Here is a 16,084-nt window from a genome sequence, read left to right as displayed (position 1 = left end):
CCCTCTTTGCGCGTTGTGGGATGGCTGCCGTCGTGCTGATGCTGGCCGCGTGCGGCCGCGATGTGACCAGCACGCCGGGTGATGCACCGAATCTTGAAAAGTGGGTGGAAGGCGAGCGTGCGCGACCGGCGCAGCCGCTGGAGCCGCTGCCGGTGATGCAGCAGTTCGAAACCTTCGAATACTCCGCACAGGGTCTGCGCGATCCGTTCACCGATGCCTGGACCAATCCGCAGCAGGGGAATGGCGGATTGCGTCCGGATCCGAACCGGCGCAAGGAGCCGCTGGAAGGCTTCCCGCTGGACGCACTGGACATGGTCGGCACCATCGGCACCGGAGCCGCCACCGTGGCGCTGGTGATGGGGCCGGACAAGGTGACCTACCGGGTACGCCCGGGCGGCTACCTGGGGCAGAGCGACGGGCGGGTCACGGCGGTCTTCGAAGACCACGTGGAGCTGATCGAACTGGTGCCGGATGGCGCGGGCGGCTGGCTGGAACGGCCGGCAACGCTCTCGCTTGAAGATCAATGATCGTTTACTGGGGATAGCACGATGACCTTTCACCAAGCCAAGGGGCTGCGTCCCATCCGGCGCTTTACCTTGAACCGTGTCAGCGCGTTGGGAGTCGCGCTGATGCTGGCCTGCGCTCCGGCGCTGGCCGCCGCACCGGCGGAAAAGCCGGTGGGCGCCACCGTGGCACCGGCGGCAGCGCCGGCCGGCCTGTCGGTGGCCAAGATCGATTTCAAGCGCGGCGATGATGGCGCCGGGCGCCTGATCGTCCAGTTCGACGGCCAGGGCGCGGTTCCGGACCTGCGTACGCAGGGCAACAGCGTGGTGGTCGATGTCGGTAACGCCCGACTGCCGGCCAACCTGCAGAAGCCGATGAACGTCATCGACTTCGCTACGCCGGTGCAGCGCATCGACGCCAAGCCGTCCGGTGCCGGTACCCAGCTGGTGCTGAGCACCGGTGGCGCGGTGGAGTCGCTGGCCTACCAGAGTGGCAACGAGTACGTGGTGGAGATCAGCCCGCGGCAGGCGCCGGCCGCCGTCGGTGCCGTCACCGCCGGCAGCGTCACCCAGGCTGCCAAGGCCGTCGGCCAGCGCGGTTTCACCGGCAAGCCGGTGACCTTCAACTTCCAGGACGTGCCGGTGCGCACCGTGCTGCAGCTGATCGCCGAGGAATCCAATCTCAACGTGGTGGCCTCCGATTCGGTACAGGGCAATGTGACCCTGCGCCTGGTCAACGTGCCGTGGGACCAGGCACTGGACATCGTGCTGCGTGCCAAGGGCTTGGACAAGCGTCGCGATGGCAGCGTGATCTGGGTCGCTCCGCAGGCTGAGCTGGCCAAGTTCGAGCAGGAGAAGGAAGACGCGCGCATCGCCATCGAGAACCGCGAAGACCTGGTCACCGATTACGTCCAGATCAACTACCACAGCGCCACGCAGATCTTCAAAGCGCTGACCGAGGCCAAGGGCATCGGTGGCGGCAGTGGTGGCGGCAATGGCGGTGGTGGCGGCTCGTCGCAGGAGGAGAGTGGCTTCCTGTCCGGGCGTGGCCGCATCGTCGCCGACGAGCGCACCAACACGCTGATGATCAGCGACATTCCGAAGAAGATCGCGCGCATGCGCGAGCTGATCAGCGTGATCGACCGCCCGGTCGACCAGGTGCTGATCGAAAGCCGCATCGTGATCGCGACCGACACCTTCGCCCGCGAGTTGGGTGCGAAGTTCGGCATCAGCGGCAGCCGCGACAACGTGTACTTCAGCGGCAACCTGGAATCCAATCGCCTGACCCGCGAATCCCAAGTCAAGGCGGCGCAGGACAATGCCAAGGCCGAGCGTGACTGGATTGCTGGCGGCCGTGTCGGTCCGCCGCCGGTACCGACGGGTTCGGCCATTACCCGTGGCCTGAACTGGAGTTTGCCGGTAGCCGCGACCAGCAATCCGGGTTCTCTGGCATTGTCGATCCTCAATGCCGGCTACCTGCTGGACGTGGAGTTGTCGGCCATGCAGGAAGAGTCGCGAGGTGAAGTGATCTCCAACCCGCGTGTGGTCACCACCAACCAGCGTGAGGCAACGATCAAGCAGGGCAAGGAAATCGGCTACGTCACCATCAGTGGTGGCGGTGCCAGTGGTGTTGCAACGCCGAACGTGCAGTTCAAGGAAGTGGTTCTGGAGCTGAAGGTCACACCGACCATCACCAACGACAACCGCGTCTTCCTCAACATGCAGGTGAAGAAGGACGAAGTGGACCAGCTCATACAGCTGGACGGCTACGGCACGGTGCCGTCGATCAACCGGCGCGAGGTCACTACCGCGGTGCTGGTCGAGGATGGGCAGACCGTGGTCATCGGTGGTGTGTACGAGTTCACCGACCGCAGCAGCATCAGCAAGGTGCCGTTCCTGGGCGACGTGCCGTTCCTGGGCAACCTGTTCAAGAAGCGCGGCCGCAACAAGGACAAGGCCGAGTTGCTGGTGTTCGTCACCCCGAAGGTGCTGCGCGTGGCCAAGCAGAACTGAGCCCGCGCCTCCGCGAAACGCAGAAGGGCCGCCCTGCGCGGCCCTTCTGCGTTTCCGCCCGTAGATCCACGCCATGCGTGGATGGGCCGTTCAGCCGTTCTTGATGCCATTCGCAGGGCACCCTGCGATGATGTCGGGAACCCGTGCCGTCCCGCGCCGGTCAAAGGCCCCCATGAACCTGCCACCGCCGATGCCCGAAACCGTCTCGCCGCCGTCCGCGCCGGCCACCTCCCGCCTGCATGCCGCTTTCAGCCAGCTGCGCGACGCATTGTCGGCCGAGATCGTCGGCCAGGCCGCGCTGGTCGAACGCCTGCTGATCGCGCTGCTGGCCGATGGCCACCTGCTGGTGGAAGGCGCTCCGGGCCTGGCCAAGACCACGGCGATCCGCGCGCTGGCCTCGCGCCTGGAGGCCGACTTCGCCCGCGTGCAGTTCACCCCGGACCTGTTGCCTGCCGACCTGACCGGCACCGAGATCTGGCGCCCGCAGGAAGGCCGCTTCGAATTCGTACCCGGCCCGATCTTCCATCCGATCCTGCTGGCCGATGAAATCAACCGCGCGCCAGCCAAGGTGCAGTCGGCACTGCTGGAAGCGATGGGCGAGCGCCAGGTCACCGTGGGCCGCCACACCTACGCGCTGCCGCCGCTGTTCCTGGTGATGGCCACGCAGAACCCGATCGAGCAGGAAGGCACCTTCCCGCTGCCAGAAGCGCAGTTGGACCGTTTCCTGATGCATGTGCGCATCGGCTACCCGGACCAGGCCGCCGAATCGGAGATCCTGCGCCTGGCCCGCGAGCGCGCCCGTGGTGCGTTGGGGGAAGCCGCACAAGCGCCGGAAAAGCTGCCGATGCAGGATGTGTTCGATGCCCGCCGCGAAGTGCTGGACCTGCACATGGCGCCGGCGCTGGAACGCTACCTGATCGAGCTGGTGCTGGCCTCGCGTGATCCGTCGCGCTATGACGCTGGTCTTGGCCGCCGCATTGCATGGGGCGCCAGCCCGCGCGGTTCCATCGCGCTGGAACGCTGTGCACGCGCGCGCGCCTGGCTGGCCGGCCGCGATTTCGTCACCCCCGATGACGTGCGTGCGGTTGCTGCCGACGTGCTGCGCCATCGCGTGCTGCCCAGCTACGAAGCCACCGCTGAAGGCTGGGATGGTGAGCGCCTGGTGCAGGAGCTGCTGGCCCGGGTGCCGGCACCCTGAGCCTGCGCATGACCGATCCATCCCTGCACCACGCCTCCTCCGTCAGTGACGGTGACGGGCTGCGCCCGCAACTGTCCGAACTGGTGGCGCTGCGCCGCCTTGCACAGCGACCGCCGCCGCCACGCCGTGGCCGTGCCGGCAACGCCGGGCAGGCGCCGTCGCCGCTGCGCGGGCGTGGCATGGAATATGCGGAGTCACGCGAGTACGTGGCCGGTGATGATGCACGGCATATCGACTGGCGGGTGACCGCGCGGACCGGTCGTGCCCACACCAAGCTGTTCCAGGCCGAACGCGAGCGGGTCAGCCTGATCGTGGCCGATACCTCGCCGGCCCTGTACTTCGGCACCCGCGTGCGCTTCAAATCGGTGCAGGCTGCACGCGCGGGCGCCGTCGCCGCGTGGTCGGCGCAGCGTCGGGGCGATCGCATCGGCGCCCTGCGTGGCAGCGACCGTGAACCACCGATTGCACCGGCAGGCGGCCCGCGCGGCGTATTGCGCGTGCTGGACGCGCTCACCCGCTGGTATGCGCAGCCCCCGGCCGACGACCTTGGCCTGGAACGTGCGCTGGACCATGCCGGTCGCGTCCTGCGCCCGGGTGCACGTGTGCTGGTGCTGGCCGATCCGCAGCAGGCCATCCGTATTCCGCCGGCGCGCTGGAGTGCGCTGGCCCAGCACCACGACCTCAGCCTGGTGCTGCTGGTGGATCCATTGGAACTGCAGCCTCCGTCAGCCGCGCTGCAGTTCCAGACCCTGCAGCAGCGCATCGGCCTCGACCTGCGACGCAGCGAGGTCCAGGCCCATTGGCAGGCCCACTTCGTCGAACCGCTGCAGGACCTGCGGCGCCAGCTGGGAGCGCGCCGCGTCGATGTGCAGGTGCTGTCCACCGACGCGCCCAGCGATGCCTGGCTGGCGCCATCACCGACCGAGGTGCCGGCATGAGCGCGAACCTGCCGCTGCGCGATGTGCAGGTGCCACCCGCTCCATCATGGTGGCCGCCGGCACCGGGCTATCTGATGATCGGCGGCGTGATGCTGCTGTTGCTGGCGGTGGCTGCATTCTTCTGGTGGCAGCGTCGCCGTCGCCGCCAACGCTGGTTGCAGCTGTTCGATCAGGAGCTGGCATCTACCGCCGATGCTGCTGCGGAACTGGCAGCCATCGCCGGACTGCTGCGTCGCGCCGCACGCCAGGCGCAGCCCGGCAGTGAATCCCTGCGCGATGATGCCTGGTGGCAGCGCGTGGATCCGCAGGGCACATTGCCGGAAGCACGCCGAAGCCTGTTGGCCGAAGGTGCCTATCGCCCACGCGTGGACGTCAACGAGGTGGCCGCAGTACGCCGCTGGGCGCGCGAGCGCTATCTGGCCATGCTGCTGGAGCGGCGCCGATGAATCTGCTGGCAAGTTACTGGCCATGGCCGGACCTGCAGCTGGCGTGGCCGTTGGCCCTGCTGGCGCTGCCGTTGCCGTTGCTGATGCGCTGGTGGAAGCGTCGTGCCGATCCCGGTGCTGCGCTGCGGGTGCCCTATGCGGCGACGGAACTGGAAGCGCTGGCCGGTGGCGGCCGCGTTGATGTGTCGTGGCTGCGCACGCTGCTGTTGTGGCTGGGTTGGTGCGCGCTGTGCGTCGCACTGGCTCGCCCGCAACAGCTGGGTGAAGCGATCACGCCGCCGCAGGAGGGCCGGCAGATGATGCTGGCGATGGACGTGTCCGGCAGCATGGGCGAGGGCGACATGGTGCTGGGCGGGCAGGCGGTGGATCGCCTCACTGCCGCGAAGGCGGTGCTGGCCGACTTCCTCGATCGCCGCGCCGGTGATCGCATCGGCCTGCTGATCTTCGGCGACCGCGCCTACACGCTGACGCCGCTTACGGCCGATCTGGCCAGCGTGCGCGACCAGCTGCGCGACAGCGTGGTCGGCCTGGCCGGGCGCGAGACCGCAATCGGTGATGCCATCGGCCTGGCGGTGAAGCGCCTGCGCAGCCAGCCTGAAGGCCAGCGCGTGCTGATTCTGCTGACCGACGGCGTCAGCAATGCCGGCGTGCTGGAACCGCTGCGTGCCGCCGAAGTCGCGCGTGCCGAGGGCGTGCGTATCCACACCGTCGCCTTTGGCGGTGATGGCAGCATGCGCCTGTTCGGTATTCCCATTTCCGCCGACCAGGATCCGGTCGACGAGGCTACCTTGAAGAAGATCGCGAGCATGACCGGCGGCCAGTTCTTCCGCGCCCGCGACACTGCACAGCTGGCCGGCATCTACGCCGAACTGGACCGGCTCGAGCCGATCGCTGCGAAGGGACCAAGCCTGCGACCGCGCGAGGAACGCTATGCATGGGCGCTGGGCCTGGCCTTGCTGCTGGGCGCATTGGCCTGGCTGTGGCCGGAGCGTCGCCGATGATCGCGCTTGCTTCGAATCTTCCCGACTGGAACGCGCTGCACTTCCTGCGTCCGGAATGGCTGTGGGCGTTGCTGGCGCTGCCGTTGATCATCGCTGTGGCGTTGTATCGGCAGCGGCGCAGCGACGTGTGGCGAACAGCGGTGGATGCCCACCTGTTGCCGCATCTGCTGGCTGCGGGCACGCGCCGCCGTGCACGCCTGCCCTGGGCCGTGCTGCTGGGCTGGACCCTGGCAGCGCTGGCCATGGCCGGGCCGAGTTGGCGGCAGCAGGCACAACCGATGTTCCAGGCCAGCGCACCGCTGCTGGTCGTGCTGGATCTGTCCAGCCGGATCAATGCTACCGATCTGCCGCCGTCGCGCCTGCTGCAGGCACGGGCAACAGTGGGCGAGCTGCTGCGTGCCCGCCAGGGGGGGCAGGTGGGGCTGGTGGTCTATGCCGAGGATGCCTACACCGTGGCACCTTTGACCGACGACGGCAGCAACGTCGCGCTGTATCTGGACGCGCTGTCGCCGGATGTGATGCCGCGCGACGGACAACGCGCCGACCGTGGCATCGACTGGGCGACGCGGTTGATGCGCCAGATCGGGGCATTGCGGGGGCAGATCCTGCTGGTCAGCGATCAGGCGGATGATGAAGCGGCACTGGCCGCAGCGCAGGCGCGCAGCCTCGGCATGCAGGTGTCGGTACTGGGGCTGGGCACATCTGCCGGTGCGGCGTACCGGGATGGCACTGGGCAGATCCGCCAGGCCGCGCTGGATGAAGGCAGCCTGCGTGCGGTGGCGACCGCAGGCGGAGGCCGCTATGCCCGCATCGCCACCGATGACAGTGATCTGCGTGCGCTGGGCGTACTTGATGCACGCGAAGGTACTGCGGCGCAGCGGCCCGGCGAGGGCAAGCAATGGCGTGATGAAGGGTTCTGGCTGCTGCCACCGGTGATGCTGCTGGCGCTGCTCGCTTTCCGTCGCCGCGCGCTGCTGGCGGCGGTGCTGGCGGTGGGCCTGCTGCCATGGATGAGTGATGTGCAGGCGCAGGCGCCCGCGGTGCCTGCCGCACCGCTGGCGCAGGGCACGCTGTGGAAGCGCGCCGACCAGGTGCAGCACCAGCGTCTGGCCGAAGGTGCGCAGGCTTACCGCAACGGTGATTTCGCCAGTGCCCGCAAGCAGTTCGAGGGCATCGACAGCGATGCGGGCTGGTACAACCTGGCCAATACGCTGGCCCGCCAGGGCAACTACGACGAAGCCATTGCCGCCTACGACCGCGCGCTGGCACTGCATCCCGGCATGGCCGATGCGGTCGCCAACCGTGCCGTGGTCGATGCCGTGCGCAAGCGCAAGCAGTCGGGTGGCAAAGGCCAGGATCAGCAGAAGCCACCGCAGAACGGGCAGCAGAAGCAGCAGAACGATTCACAGGGCCAGCAGAATCCGCAGGGCCAGCAGAATCCCGGTCAGGGACAGCCGCAGTCAGGTCAGCAGGGCCAGCCCAATCCCGGTGACGAAAAGAACCAGTCGAGCCCGCAGCCCGGCGAGCGCGGCCGCGATGGACAGCAGGCGCCGCCACAGGTGGAGGATGCCAAGGCGCAGGCCCAGGCTGATGAGCAACAGCGCCAGCGCATGCAGCAGGCCATGCAGCAGGCACGTGAGGGCAAAGGCGATCAGGATGGCAAGCCCGTGCCAGGCAGCGACGGCACCACCCCACGCCAACGCGAGGAGCAGCAGGCGGTGGAGGCGTGGATGCGGCGCGTGCCGGATGATCCGGGCGCATTGCTGCGGGCCAAGTTCCAGCTGGAAAACGAACGCAGGAAGAGGGAAGGGCGATGACGCGGGCGATCAACATGCACGGGCACTGGCCCCGACAGGTACTGGCGGCGCTGCTGCTGTGGCTGCCGCTGCTGGCCTGGGCGCAGCCGCGTGCGTGGCTGGACCGCGACCGCATCGCGATGGGCGACACGGTCACGCTCAACGTCGAGAGCGACCAGGGCGCCCCTGACTTCACACCGTTGCGCACCGACTTCGACCTCAGCGGGCAGACCAGCAGCCGCCAGGTAGCGTGGAGCAATGGCAGCATGCAGCAGCGCAATCTGTATGGCGTGGCACTCACGCCACGGCGTAGCGGTGCACTGGTGGTGCCGGGCCTGCAGGTGGGCAGCGTACGTACCGCACCGTTGACCCTGCAGGTGGATGCCGCTGCCGTGGCAGGTCCCGACAGCAATGCGGTGGCGTTCATCGAAACCGCTGTCGATGACGAGACACCGTATGTGCAGCAGAGCGTAGGCGTGGTGGTGCGGTTGTATTTCGCTTCGCAGCTGGCCTCCGGCGAACTGGTGCTGGATACACCGGCCGGCGCGTCGTTGCAGCGGGTGGGCGATGACCGCACCGATGTGCGACAGGTCAGCGGCCGCCGCTACAACGTGGTCGAGCGGCGCTTCCTGCTGATCCCCGAGCGCAGCGGTGCACTTCGGCTGGCCGGTGCGCGCTTCAGCGGGCGCAGTGCCGGTGGCTTCTTCGACGATTTCTTCGGCGGCGGCGACGGGCGCATGAATGCCACCGGCGCCGATCGCACGTTGCAGGTGCAGGCGCAACCGGCACAGGCGCCGCAGCCATGGCTGCCGCTGCAGGGCCTGCAGCTGCGCTACACCAGTGCACCGACCAGCGCCCGTACCGGCGAGGCGGCCAACGTGGTGGTGGAGGCGATTGCCGAAGGCGCTACCCGCGCGCAGTTCACCGATCTGCCGGTGCCCGACGTCGGCAACGCGGCGCAGGTGTTCGCAGAACCTGCGCAGTACGAAGAGACCTTCAATGGCAGTACGCCGCGGCTGAAGATCACCCGCCGCTATTCCATCGTGCCGCGCCAGCCGGGTTCGCTGGTGGTGCCGGGGCCGCGCCTGCCGTGGTGGGACGTGCGCAATGGCAAGGCACAGGAAGCGAAGCTGCCGGACCTGACGCTGGCCGTGGTGGCCGGTAACGGGGCTGGCAGTGCGCCACCTGCACCGCTGCCGCCGATCGACACCGATGCGGCGCTGCCGGATGGCGATGGCCAGGACAGCCGTATCGCGGCGACCGATCCGCGCGCCAGTGGTTTGTCCGAGCGGCCATGGACGTGGATGGGCGCCGCCATCGGCCTGGCGTTGCTGTGGCTGCTGACGCTGTTGTGGGGCTGGCAGCGAGGCCGTCGCCCGCGCGTGGCGGCGCCCGTGGCGGCCAAGGGCGCTGTGCCGGCTGTGGCGACTGGACGTGCAGGCGTGGCCGAACTGCGCCGCGCGCTGGATGGTGAAGGGTTTGATCAGGTGGAAGCGCAGCTGTGTGCGATGGCTGGTGTCGAACGTATCGAGCAGGTCATCGACCGCCTGGCTGACCCCGGACAGCGACAGGTGCTGCAGGACCTGCAGCAGGCGCGCTGGGGTGGGCAGGGCGACCTGGCGTCGCTGCGTGCGCGCTTGCGCGAGGCCTTCCGTGACGGACCGCACTGGTCGGCGGCTGCCGGCACCGCTGACACTGGCCTGGCGCCGCTGTATCCGCCGCGGCGAACCTGAACCGGCGCCGCTTGCGCGCTTTGTTAGAGTGCATTCATTTTTCGAGGAAACCCGCGCATGACAGCAGCTGCTGCCGACAAGAAGAAGTTGCCCCTGCATTGGAAGATGGGCATCGGCTTTGCGATCGGCCTGATCCTGGGACTGATCGTGCACGCCCTGGGCGGCAGCGTCGATGGTCTGCAGGCCGGTGCCAAGTGGGTAATGGACTACATCACCACCCCGGCTTCGGGCCTGTTCCTCAACCTGATCTTCATGCTGATCGTGCCGCTGATCTTCTCGGCGCTGATCATGGGTGTGTCGGAGATGGGTGACATCCGCGCCCTTGGCCGCATCGGCTGGAAGACCCTGGCCTATACCGTGCTGCTGTCCGGCATTGCCGTGGGCATCGGGCTGGTGCTGGTGAACCTGCTCAAGCCGGGTGTCGGCGTCGACCCGCAGGTCGCTGCGATGATGCTGTCGGAGAACGCCGAGCGCAGCAAGGAGATTGTCGCGGGCATCCACGGCACGCCGAAGGGCATGGACATGCTGCTGTCGATCGTGCCGAGCAACGTGCTGCAGGCCGCGTCTGACAACGGCGCGATCCTGTCGCTGATGTTCTTCGCGCTGATGTTCGGCATCGGCATGGTGCTGACCGACAACGAGAAGGTCGCGCCGCTGCGCCGCGCCATCGAAGGCGTGTTCGAAATTTCGATGACCCTGATCAACCTGGTCATCCGCCTGGCCCCGTATGCGGTGGCCTGCTTCATGTTCAACCTGGCCGCGCTGTTCGGCTTCGAGCTGATCATCCGCCTCGGTGCCTACGTGGGCGTGGTGGTGTTGGCACTCGGCCTGCACATGGTGGTGAGCTACGGTACGGCCGTATGGCTGTCCGGTCGTTCGCCGCTGTCGTTCTTCCGCGATACCCAGGAAGCGACGGTGATGGCGTTCTCCACCGCCTCCAGCAACGCCACCCTGCCGACCGCGCTGCGCGTGGCCGACCAGATGGGCCTGCCGCAGCGCGTGTCGCGCTTCGTGCTGACCGTGGGCGCCACCGCCAACCAGAACGGCACCGCGCTGTTCGAGGGCGTGACGGTGATCTTCCTGGCCCAGTTCTTCGGCGTGGACCTGAGCATCGGCCAGCAGATCATGGTGATGGCGGTCTGCATCCTCGGTGGCATCGGCACGGCCGGCGTGCCGTCAGGCTCGCTGCCGGTGGTGGCGATGATCTGCGCGATGGTGGGCGTGAACCCGCTGGGCATCGGCCTGATCCTGGGCGTGAACCACTTCCTGGACATGTGCCGTACCGCGCTGAACGTGACCGGCGACCTGGCCCTGACCACCCTGGTGGCCAAGGGCGAGTCCCACGATGGCCCGGCGCTGGGCCCGCAGCAGGACTGAGTCCGGATTCCCGTCCCCGGACTCCGGGGGCGGTAGTGCCGGCCGCTGGCCGGGTGCGCGTCATCGCATGCGCGCTGCCGCTCCCACGTTTCGCGATGCGAATCGCGGGGCCCCTTACCGGCCTCCACACCCCGGCGCCTATGGCGCAGCCCCCGAACTCCGGGGGCGGGTAGTGCCGGCCGCTGGCCGGCAACTTCATGATCTTCATTGGATTCTGCGCAACTGCCGGCCAGCGGCCAGCACGACCGGGCAAGGTGAACCGACCCCCCGCCCGGCGACTATGGGACAATAGGCCGCCCGCACGTCCGCGGCCGCCTCCCGATTCCGACAGAACCATGACGCAGCCTACCCGTCGCCAGTTGGCCAACGCCATCCGCTTCCTTGCCGCCGATGCGGTTGAAACCGCAAAGTCCGGCCACCCCGGCATGCCCATGGGCATGGCCGACATCGCCGAAGTCCTCTGGAACGACTATCTCCGCCATAACCCGAGCAATCCGCACTGGTTCAACCGCGACCGTTTCGTGCTGTCCAACGGCCACGGTTCGATGCTGCAGTACGCGCTGCTGCACCTGAGCGGTTACGACCTGCCGATCGAGCAGCTGAAGCTGTTCCGCCAGCTGGGCAGCCACACCGCCGGCCACCCGGAACGCCACGAGACCCCGGGCGTGGAAACCACCACCGGCCCGCTGGGCCAGGGTTTCGCCAATGCCGTGGGCTTCGCCCTGGCCGAGAAGCTGCTGGCACAGCGCTTCAACCGCCCGGAGCTGGAAGTGGTCGACCATCGCACCTGGGTGTTCATGGGCGATGGCTGCCTGATGGAAGGCGTGTCGCATGAAGCCGCTTCGCTGGCCGGTACCTGGGGCCTGCACAAGCTGGTCTGCTTCTGGGACAACAACCACATCTCCATCGACGGCAACGTCGAGGGCTGGTTCACCGACAATACCCCGGAGCGTTTCGAGGCCTATGGCTGGAACGTCGTGCGCGATGTCGATGGCCACGACCCGGAAAGCATCAAGGCCGGCATCGAGGCCGCGCTGTCGCAGAGCGACAAGCCGACCCTGATCTGCTGCCGCACCACCATTGGTTTCGGTTCGCCGAACAAGGCGGGCAAGGAATCCAGCCACGGCGCGCCGCTGGGCAAGGACGAGCTGGAAGCCACCCGCAAGCAGCTGGGCTGGGAATACGGTCCGTTCGAGATCCCGCAGGCGATCTACGACGGCTGGCGCGCCAATGGCGCCGGCACCCTGCGCCAGGCCGAGTGGGAACAGCTGTTCGACAAGTACGCCAGCCAGTACCCGGCTGAAGCGTCCGAGCTGACCCGCCGTTCGCACGGCGAGCTGCCGGCCGACTTCGTTGCCAAGGCCGATGCCTACATCGCCCAGGTGGCCGCTGAAGGCCCGACGATCGCCTCGCGCAAGGCCTCGCAGCTGGCCATCGAAGCCTACGCCCCGCTGCTGCCGGAAATCGTCGGCGGCTCGGCCGACCTGGCGCACTCCAACCTGACCCTGTGGAAGGGCAGCAAGTCGGTTGCCAGCGACGACGCCAACGCCAACTACGTGTACTACGGCGTGCGCGAGTTCGGCATGACCGCCATTGCCAACGGCCTGGCCCTGCACGGCGGCTTCATTCCGTTCGACGCCACCTTCCTGGTGTTCAGCGATTACGCCCGCAACGGCGTGCGCATGAGCGCGCTGATCCCGGCCCACGCCATCCACGTCTACACCCACGACTCGATCGGCCTGGGCGAAGACGGCCCGACCCACCAGCCGGTGGAGCACCTGGCCTCGCTGCGCTACATCCCGAACAACGACGTGTGGCGTCCGTGCGATGCGGTCGAGTCGGCGGTGAGCTGGAAGGCTGCGATCACCCGCCAGGACGGCCCGAGCTGCCTGGTGTTCAGCCGCCAGAACCTGCCGCACCAGCCGCGCAACGCCGAGCAGATCGCCCAGATCGAGCGCGGTGGCTACGTGTTGGCCGATGCCGCCGGCACCCCGGACGTGATCCTGATCGCCACCGGTTCGGAAGTTTCGCTGGCCACCGAAGCCAAGGCCCAGCTGGATGCGGCCGGCCTCAAGACCCGCGTGGTCTCGATGCCGTCCACCGACGTGTTCCTGCGCCAGGATGCGGCCTACCGTGAATCGGTGCTGCCGAACGCCGTGCGCAAGCGCGTGGCGGTGGAAGCCGGTGTCACCGGCTTCTGGCGCCAGTTTGTCGGCCTGGACGGTGCGGTGATCGGTATCGACACCTTCGGTGCCTCGGCCCCCGCCGACCAGCTGTACAAGCACTTCGGCATCACCACCGCCCACGTTGTGGAAGCGGCCAAGGCGCTGTAAGCAGCCTCGCGAAGCAGGAAGGGAAAGGCCGGCGCACGCCGGCCTTTTCTTTGCTCGAGAGAAAAGGGGACGGAGGGGATCAAGTCGTTTGTGCACAAACGACTTGATCCCCTCCGTCCCCTTTTTTCAGGCGGTGCGTGCCAGTGCGAGGCGCAGCAGTCTCGCGTCCAGGCGCTCGCCGAAATCCTTCGGTGCCTGCAGGCCCATGCGCTGCAGGTACACCGCATCGCCGTCGCCAGCCGGTTGCCGCAGCGCCGCCCAGACCGTGCGCAGCTTGTCGCCGCGGGTCTGCGTGTTGGCCTTCAGCCAGCCCAGCGCTTTCACCAGCACCTGCTCGATCTCGTTGAAGTCGCTGCCCAACGGATAGTCGGGCAGGCTGCCATCGACGCGGAACGGTGCCAGTGCCGCGGACAGTGCCTGCGGCGTGTTGCGCTGCTGGCGCTCCGGATCCGGTTGCGTGGCCGCCAGCAGCTTGCGCGAGGCGTGTGCCTGCTGCAGCAGGCCGGCCTGGAACGGGGCCTCGGTGATTGCGGTCATCGCATGCACGCAGTCCTCGTCGGTCAGGCCGCGCAGGTCGGCGATGCCGTATTCGTTGAGGTAGATGTCGCGCAGGTGGCGAGGGATGGTGGTGTGCCCGTAGTTCCAGCGCACGTTGGATTCGCGCTGGCCCTTGTCATCGCGCGCGGCGCGGAACATCAGCACGCTGCGCGCTTCCGGCAGCGCATGTGCCATCGCCACGAAGTTGTACTGACCACCCACGCCGGACACCACACGTCCATCATCCAGCGCATCCGACACCGCCGCGCCCAGCGCGGTGGCCATCATGCAGGAGTTGAAGAAGCGCGCGTGGCGGCGTTGCAGGCGTTCCAGTGTCTCGTTGCCACCGTACAGCTGGTTGATCTCGCTGATGCGGCGCATGCCGATCGCACGGCATTCGTCTTCCGGCAGCGTGCGCAACCACTCGTAGAACTCCGGCGAGCCCAGGTAGAAGGCGCCATGCAGATACTCGCCCTCGGCAGCCAGGGTGGCGTGGTCGATGGACAGCGTGCTGCCGTTCTCGATGCGTTGCATCAGCGCCAGGTCATCGTGCACCTTGCGCTTGATCACGCCGGTCTGCACCAGCCGGCGGAAGCCCTCGTTGAGCATTTCGCTGCAGCCATACAGGCCGACCTCGAACGGATCCAGTCCGCCGATTTCCTGCACCAGCGGGTGGCTGGCCAGCTGCGGATCCAGCGCGTGCAGCACGCGGCGGTAGCGGGCGTTGTCGGTGTGGCGCAGCACCAGCGCATGGCTGAGCGCGTCGGCCAGCGTGCCGATGCCAATCTGCAGGGTGCCGCCGTCGCGCACCAGTGTGCTGGCATACAGGCCGATCGCGTAGTCGGCGTCGCCGACCGGCTGCCGCGGCAGGCCGAAAAGCGCCGGATACGGCGGTGGCGGGGTGATCACCAGATCGAAGAACGACACATCGACCGTAGCCGAGCCGCCCATATAGGGCAGCTGCGGGTCGATCTCGGCGATCAGCAGCGGGCGAGGCAGCCCGCGAGCGGTCATCGCATCCAGCGTGTCCTGGGTGATGTCGTTGTTGCACGACAGCGAAAGCCGGCGGTCGTTCGGCCGCATCGCCACCTTCTGCACGATCACCTGCGGCGCGCGCTGCGCGACCGCATCGGCGGCGTGGGTGTAGTTCAGGCTGGTATAGCTGGACTGCGCCTGCCGCGAGCCGAGCAGGGCGCCGGACTGCATGTAGAACTCTTCCACCTGCACATGTGCCGGCAACGCGTCGCGCGCGATCGCATCGGCATAGGCCAGGCGCGGGAAATCGTCGCCGAAATGGCGCTGCGCGAACGGCGCCATGAAGCGCGCTTCCAGGCCGTTGCCGCGCGCCTTCGGCGGGTTCAGCGACAGCGCGGTATACAGCTGCAGTGGCCGCGACGGATCGTGCTCGACGCGTGCGTAAAGGGCATTGAGCAGCCGATGCGGCTTGCCCAGTGCCAGCGGTGCCCCGATCCGCAGCGGCCCGTCCACGCGCGCAAACAACCAGTCGACAGCGGCGTCCAGGTCGGTGAGGTGTTCGGTCATGCGCGGTGGTCCTGCGTGTGGGGGAGTGCGGGCATTACAGCATGTCGGGCTTGAACCGCCGTCGACGCGAGACTTCGGCGCCAGACACCATGAACTGCCCATCGCCCCGGTAATGCATCGTGCGCGGCAGTTTCGGCCGGGGCGCAACATGGGCGCGCACGATTTCCCAGATGAACAGGTTGTTCGACGCGACCTGGCTGTCGTCGTACAAGCGGCATTCGAAGCACGAATGGCATTGCCCGACCAGCGGTGCACCGACCTCGCGCGCCGGCAGCGCATCAAGCTCGAAACGGGCGAACTTGTCGACCTCGCGGCCGCTGCAGTTGCCGATGTCCACCACGGTATCGAGCAGTTCCACCCCCGGCACATTGATCACGCACTCGCCGCTGTCACGCGCCAGCGCATGGCTGTGGTTTGCGTCCCACAGGTAGGTGGCGACCAGCGAAGGCGAGAAGCCCATCACCATGTGCCAGCCCATCGTCATCAGGTTGCGTTGGCCGCGCCAGGCGGTGCTGACCAGCACGACCGGCCCGGGTTCGAGGAAGCGGCGGGCCTGCTCGACCGGGAATTCCTTCTTGGGCAGCGCTTTCATCCGGGGCCTGGGGCGGGAGGAATCGATGCTGGCGCAGCCGGGATGAACCTGGAGTCGAGGGGCTTGACAGACGAT

General features: G+C 67.8%; 12 protein-coding genes. 10 read left to right on the top strand and 2 right to left on the bottom strand.

Annotated elements, in window-relative coordinates; genetic code table 11:
• The first annotated feature begins 20 nt into the window (after positions 1–20).
• From R1L06_RS12615 to tkt, 10 genes are all read left to right on the top strand, one after another.
• Entirely contained in the window at positions 21–527 is a 507-nt protein-coding gene (locus R1L06_RS12615; protein WP_010484064.1) for a pilus assembly protein PilP, read from the top strand.
• Between the two features lie 21 nt (positions 528–548).
• Positions 549–2,516 carry a type IV pilus secretin PilQ gene (locus R1L06_RS12610; RefSeq protein WP_317217859.1) on the top strand — a complete coding sequence of 656 codons (1,968 nt, stop codon included), beginning with the start codon at positions 549–551 and terminating at the stop codon, positions 2,514–2,516.
• Between the two features lie 172 nt (positions 2,517–2,688).
• Positions 2,689–3,714 (top strand): AAA family ATPase, encoded by a 1,026-nt coding sequence (locus tag R1L06_RS12605; protein WP_032127852.1) that lies wholly within the window; start codon positions 2,689–2,691, stop codon positions 3,712–3,714.
• An 8-nt stretch (positions 3,715–3,722) separates the two neighbouring features.
• Positions 3,723–4,652, top strand: a complete 930-nt coding sequence (locus R1L06_RS12600; protein ID WP_049422629.1) for a DUF58 domain-containing protein — start codon at positions 3,723–3,725, stop codon at positions 4,650–4,652.
• Positions 4,649–5,098 carry a DUF4381 family protein gene (locus R1L06_RS12595; RefSeq protein WP_049461751.1) on the top strand — a complete coding sequence of 150 codons (450 nt, stop codon included), beginning with the start codon at positions 4,649–4,651 and terminating at the stop codon, positions 5,096–5,098. The genes R1L06_RS12600 and R1L06_RS12595 overlap by 4 nt, the downstream gene beginning before the upstream one ends.
• On the top strand, positions 5,095–6,099 hold the full coding sequence (locus R1L06_RS12590) for a vWA domain-containing protein (RefSeq protein WP_154264293.1): 1,005 nt from the start codon (positions 5,095–5,097) through the stop codon (positions 6,097–6,099). The genes R1L06_RS12595 and R1L06_RS12590 overlap by 4 nt, the downstream gene beginning before the upstream one ends.
• Entirely contained in the window at positions 6,096–7,916 is a 1,821-nt protein-coding gene (locus R1L06_RS12585; protein ID WP_317217858.1) for a tetratricopeptide repeat protein, read from the top strand. Before R1L06_RS12590 ends, R1L06_RS12585 begins: the two co-directional genes overlap by 4 nt.
• Positions 7,913–9,628: a BatD family protein gene (locus R1L06_RS12580; RefSeq protein ID WP_317217857.1), complete on the top strand. Its 1,716-nt coding sequence runs from the start codon at positions 7,913–7,915 to the stop codon at positions 9,626–9,628. Before R1L06_RS12585 ends, R1L06_RS12580 begins: the two co-directional genes overlap by 4 nt.
• A gap of 57 nt (positions 9,629–9,685) precedes the next feature.
• Positions 9,686–11,005: a dicarboxylate/amino acid:cation symporter gene (locus tag R1L06_RS12575; protein ID WP_032127858.1), complete on the top strand. Its 1,320-nt coding sequence runs from the start codon at positions 9,686–9,688 to the stop codon at positions 11,003–11,005.
• Between the two features lie 335 nt (positions 11,006–11,340).
• Positions 11,341–13,338, top strand: a complete 1,998-nt coding sequence (tkt, locus tag R1L06_RS12570) for a transketolase (protein WP_032127859.1) — start codon at positions 11,341–11,343, stop codon at positions 13,336–13,338.
• A gap of 126 nt (positions 13,339–13,464) precedes the next feature.
• Here tkt and R1L06_RS12565 read toward each other — a convergent pair whose 3' ends face one another.
• Complete coding sequence (locus R1L06_RS12565) at positions 13,465–15,417, bottom strand: acetyl-CoA hydrolase/transferase C-terminal domain-containing protein (protein WP_317217856.1); 1,953 nt, start codon at positions 15,415–15,417, stop codon at positions 13,465–13,467.
• 34 nt (positions 15,418–15,451) lie between these two features.
• Complete coding sequence (locus R1L06_RS12560) at positions 15,452–16,009, bottom strand: flavin reductase family protein (RefSeq protein WP_317217855.1); 558 nt, start codon at positions 16,007–16,009, stop codon at positions 15,452–15,454.
• Positions 16,010–16,084 lie beyond the last annotated feature (75 nt).

The organism is Stenotrophomonas mexicanensis, assembly GCF_032911605.1.
Lineage (GTDB): Bacteria > Pseudomonadota > Gammaproteobacteria > Xanthomonadales > Xanthomonadaceae > Stenotrophomonas > Stenotrophomonas maltophilia_A.
The sequence above is the reverse complement of the archived record's forward strand: the minus strand, read 5'-3'. Positions and strand labels throughout refer to the sequence as shown.